This window comes from Blastococcus sp. SYSU DS0669 (genome assembly GCF_054050895.1).
This window is the reverse complement of sequence record NZ_JBJHAE010000046.1, coordinates 1-4547: the sequence shown is the minus strand read 5'-3', so window position 1 is coordinate 4547 and position 4547 is coordinate 1. Positions and strand designations below refer to the sequence as shown.

Here is a 4547-nt window from a genome sequence, read left to right as displayed (position 1 = left end):
CGCGGCGGCGACCGCCGGTAGGGCCTCCATCGCCCGTCCGGTGCTCACCAGCCGGGAGGCGGCGGCGGACGAGTACCGGGCGTGCCCGCGCAGCCAGGAGGCCATCGTCTTCTGCCCGTCGTGCTCGACGGCCCCGGTGAGCTCGCACTGCCGCACCGTGCGGGCGATCTCGGTGGTCAGCCGGTTCCCGGCCACGAGCAGCGGGGCCAGCCGTTCGATCAGCTGCGGCCCGAACGCGCCCTCGATCCGCTCGCCGGCCAGGTCGTCCAGCGCGGCGACCAACCGGTCCACCGCATCGGCCGCACCTGTCGAACACATGTGCGAATACTACCGCTCGTGGACGACACCCGTAGCGCGAATCCCCAGCTCAGCGGTCTGCCCACAGATCGCTAGGGGGTCCCGAGCCACCAGGTTGCCGCTAGTCGGCTGCTCGCGAAGGGAGTGCTTGTAGGCCCAGGCATTGTCGGTCATCAACCGCTCGATCGGGTCGATGCCATGGGCGGCAGAAGTAGGTCGCGGCCCGGGGTCAGAACGCCGCGCAGGTGGCGCCCTTCTCGTCGGGCAGGACTCCGGGAGTAGGCCAGCCGGGAATGGTCATCCCCCAGGGAGTGGACGTAGTCATAGCCGGGGCCGCGCTTCTCTGAGCGTTGGGCGCGGCTGCGATCGTCGGTGGCGAGCAGGAACCTGCGTCGCGAAGGTGGGCCTGCACCCCCATGCCCCTGCGGATCGCCGACGTCCCCACCGGCCCAGGACGCCTCGGCGGACGGATCGACCACCCTCGGTCGCGTCCTCCTGCTCCGGCAGGGTGAGCGGGTTCGGGGACCGGCGCACGGCAGGGGAGAATGGCGCGCATGACCCACGTCCTCGACCCCGACGCGCTCCCCGGGGCGACCTCCGCGGTGCACGCGCCGTCGCCGCCGTACGACGACGTGACCCGCTCCGACGCGGCGTTCCGCGCCTTCCTGCACGGCCTGCCCGGCGTGGACCAGGTGGGTGCCGAGGCGCGCGCGGCCCAGCTGGGCACCCGGTCGATCAAGACCACCTCGAAGGCGTGGGCCATCGACATGGCCATCTCGATGGTCGACCTGACCACCCTCGAGGGCGCCGACACCCCGGGGAAGGTGCGCAGCCTCGCCGCCAAGGCCCGGCAGCCCGACCCCTCGGACCCGACGACGCCGCAGGTCGCCGCCGTCTGCGTGTACGGCGACCTCGCGGGCGTCGCCCGGGAGGCGCTCCAGGGCACCGGCATCCACGTCGCCGCCGTCGCCACCGCCTTCCCCAGCGGTCGCGCCAGCCGCGCGGTGAAGCTCGCCGACGTCCGCGACGCCGTCGAGAACGGCGCCGACGAGATCGACATGGTCATCGACCGGGGCGCCTTCCTGACCGGCCGCTACCTCGACGTCTACGAGGAGATCGTCGCGGTCAAGGAGGCGTGCTCCCCTCCCGGCCGCACCCCCGCGCACCTCAAGGTGATCCTCGAGACCGGTGAGCTGAAGACGCTCGACAACGTCCGCCGCGCCTCCTGGATCGCCATGCTCGCCGGCGGGGACTTCATCAAGACCTCCACCGGCAAGGTCACCCCCGCCGCCACCCTTCCGGTCGGCCTGGTGATGCTCGAGGCGGTCCGCGACTTCCGCATCGCCACCGGCCGCCAGATCGGCTTCAAGCCCGCCGGCGGCATCAGGACGACGAAGGACGCCATCAAGCACCTCGTGATGATCAACGAGACGGCCGGCCCCGACTGGCTGGACCCCGACTGGTTCCGGTTCGGCGCCTCCAGCCTGCTCAACGACCTCCTCCTCCAGCGGCAGAAGCTGCGCACCGGCCACTACTCCGGCCCCGACTACGTCACGGTGGACTGACCGCAATGCCTACTCCCCCGCCCAGCCCGGCCCGGCCCACGTCCGTGTTCGAGTACGCCCCCGCCCCCGAGTCACGCTCGATCGTGAACATCGCCCCCTCCTACGGCCTGTTCGTCGACGGCGAGTTCGTCGACGGCACCGGCGAGCCGTTCAAGACGGTCAACCCGGCCACCGAGGAGGTCCTCAGCGAGGTCTCCGCCGCGAGCGAGGCCGACGTCGACCGCGCCGTCCGCGCCGCCCGCCGGGCCTTCGAGAAGACGTGGGGCCCGATGCGCCCCGCCGACCGCGGCAAGTACCTCTTCCGCATCGCCCGGCTGCTGCAGGAGCGGGCGCGGGAGTTCGCCGTCCTCGAGTCGCTGGACAACGGCAAGCCGATCCGGGAGTCGCGCGACGTCGACGTCCCCTTGGCCGCGGCCCACTTCTTCTACCACGCGGGCTGGGCCGACAAGCTCGAGCACGCGGGCCTGGGCCCGGCCCCGAAGCCCCTCGGCGTGGCCGGCCAGGTCATCCCGTGGAACTTCCCGCTGCTCATGCTGGCGTGGAAGGTCGCGCCCGCGCTCGCCACCGGCAACACCGTCGTCCTCAAGCCGGCCGAGACCACCCCGCTCACCGCGCTGCTGTTCGCCGAGATCTGCCGCCAGGCCGACCTCCCCGCGGGCGTGGTCAACATCGTTCCCGGCGCCGGGGAGACCGGCCGGGCCGTCGTCGAGCACGACGACGTCGACAAGGTCGCGTTCACCGGGTCCACCGAGGTCGGCCGGTCGATCGCCCGCGCCGTCGCCGGCACCCGCAAGAAGCTGACGCTGGAGCTCGGGGGCAAGGCCGCGAACATCGTGTTCGACGACGCCCCGATCGACCAGGCCGTCGAGGGCATCGTCCAGGGGATCTTCTTCAACCAGGGCCACGTCTGCTGCGCGGGCTCCCGGCTGCTGGTGCAGGAGTCGATCCACGACGAGGTCATCGCCTCGCTGCAGCGCCGGATCGGCACCCTGCGCATCGGCGACCCGCTGGACAAGAACACCGACATCGGGGCCATCAACTCCGCCGAGCAGCTGGCCCGCATCCGGGAGCTCTCCGACATCGGCGAGGCGGAGGGCGCCCAGCGCTGGCAGCCGGCCTGCGAGCTGCCCGCGCGCGGCTACTGGTTCCCGCCCACGGTCTTCACCGACGTCTCCCCCGCCCACCGCATCGCCCGCGACGAGGTCTTCGGCCCGGTGCTCAGCGTGCTCACCTTCCGCACCCCCGACGAGGCCGTGGCGAAGGCGAACAACTCCACCTACGGGCTGTCGGCGGGCATCTGGAGCGAGAAGGGGTCGCGGATCCTGAAGATCGCCGACCAGCTCCGCGCCGGCGTGGTGTGGGCCAACACCTTCAACAAGTTCGACCCGACGTCGCCCTTCGGCGGCTACAAGCAGTCCGGCTACGGCCGCGAGGGCGGCCGCCACGGGCTGGCCGCCTACCTGACGGGAGCTGACAGCAGGTGAGCATCGCAGCGAGCGCCGGCGAGCGAGGAGCGCAGCGCGCGCGAAAGCTCCCCAGAGGAAAGGGTGCTGACCAGTGATCGGGAACGACCGGCTCGCCGTCCGGAAGACCTACAAGCTCTACGTGGGGGGCGCCTTCCCGCGCTCGGAGTCCGGCCGCACCTACGAGGTCACCGACGCGAAGGGCCACTTCGTGGCCAACGCCGCCCGGGCCTCGCGCAAGGACGCCCGGGACGCCGTGGTCGCCGCCCGGGCCGCCTTCCCCAAGTGGTCGGGCGCGACCGCCTACAACCGCGGCCAGGTGCTCTACCGCGTGGCCGAGGTGATGGAGGGCCGGCACGTCCAGTTCTGCGAGGAGGTCGCGCACGGCGAGGGGCTGTCGGCGGGGAAGGCTCGCGCCGCCGTCGACGCCGCCATCGACCGCTGGGTCTGGTACGCCGGCTGGACCGACAAGCTGGCGTCCGTCCTCGGCGGGGCCAACCCGGTCGCCGGGCCGTACTTCGACTTCAGCCTCCCGGAGCCGACCGGCGTCGTCGCCGTCCTGGCCCCGCAGCAGTCGAGCCTGCTCGGCCTGGTGAGCGTGCTCGCCCCGGTGCTCGCCACCGGCTGCACCGCCGTCGTCGTCACGTCGAAGGAGCGGCCGATCCCGGCCGTCACCCTCGGGGAGGTGCTCGCCACCAGCGACGTGCCCGGCGGTGTGGTCAACCTGCTCACCGGCGACGCCGAGGAGCTCGGCCCGTGGCTGGCCGAGCACGCCGACGTCGACGCCATCGACCTCACCGGCGCCCCGGCCGGCCGCGCGATGGAGTTCGAGCGGGAGGCCGCCGGCACCATCAAGCGGGTCGTCCGCCCGCCGGTCACCGAACCGGACTGGACCGCTGACCCGGGCCTCTCCCGCATGACGCCGTTCCTCGAGACGAAGACGGTGTGGCATCCGATGGGCGTCTGATGAAGGACCCCCTCCTCCTCACCTCTCGCAGGCCGGGGGGCCCGGGAGGGGGCCGTTCCACCCGTCTCGGGGGGGGGGGGGGGGGGGGGGGGGGGGGGGGGGGGGGGGGGGGGGCGCCGCCCCCCCCCCCCACCCCCCCCCCCCCCCCCCCCCCCCCCCCCCCCCCCGCCCCCACCCCCCCCCCCCCCCCCCCCCCCCCCCCCCCCCCCCCCCCCCCCCTCTCTCGTACGGCACCCGCCGTCCGAGTTCGAGGCC

Annotated in this window: 3 protein-coding genes and 2 pseudogenes; 3 read left to right on the top strand and 2 right to left on the bottom strand. The window is 73.4% G+C overall.

Annotated features, from left to right (window positions below):
* Nucleotides 1-318: pseudogene (locus ACI792_RS20840) on the bottom strand (endonuclease); the annotation flags it as partial.
* A 111-nt stretch (nucleotides 319-429) separates the two neighbouring features.
* Nucleotides 430-737, bottom strand: a pseudogene (locus tag ACI792_RS20835) (hypothetical protein); the annotation flags it as partial.
* 114 nt (nucleotides 738-851) lie between these two features.
* On the opposite strand from ACI792_RS20835, the gene deoC reads away from it, so the two are divergent.
* The 3 genes from deoC (at nucleotide 852) to ACI792_RS20820 (ending at nucleotide 4292) form a co-directional block, all read left to right on the top strand.
* The gene (gene deoC, locus ACI792_RS20830) at nucleotides 852-1862 is read left to right on the top strand and encodes a deoxyribose-phosphate aldolase (RefSeq protein ID WP_456604266.1); all 1011 of its coding nucleotides are present in this window, start codon (nucleotides 852-854) and stop codon (nucleotides 1860-1862) included.
* Between the two features lie 83 nt (nucleotides 1863-1945).
* Nucleotides 1946-3346: an aldehyde dehydrogenase family protein gene (locus ACI792_RS20825; protein ID WP_456604265.1), complete on the top strand. Its 1401-nt coding sequence runs from the start codon at nucleotides 1946-1948 to the stop codon at nucleotides 3344-3346.
* A gap of 73 nt (nucleotides 3347-3419) precedes the next feature.
* Entirely contained in the window at nucleotides 3420-4292 is an 873-nt protein-coding gene (locus ACI792_RS20820) for an aldehyde dehydrogenase family protein (protein ID WP_456604264.1), read from the top strand.
* Nucleotides 4293-4547 lie beyond the last annotated feature (255 nt).

Excerpts from the sequence above, each read along its gene's own strand:
- deoC (WP_456604266.1), top strand. The coding sequence starts at position 852 with ATGACCCACGTCCTCGACCCCGACGCGCTCCCCGGGGCGACCTCCGCG.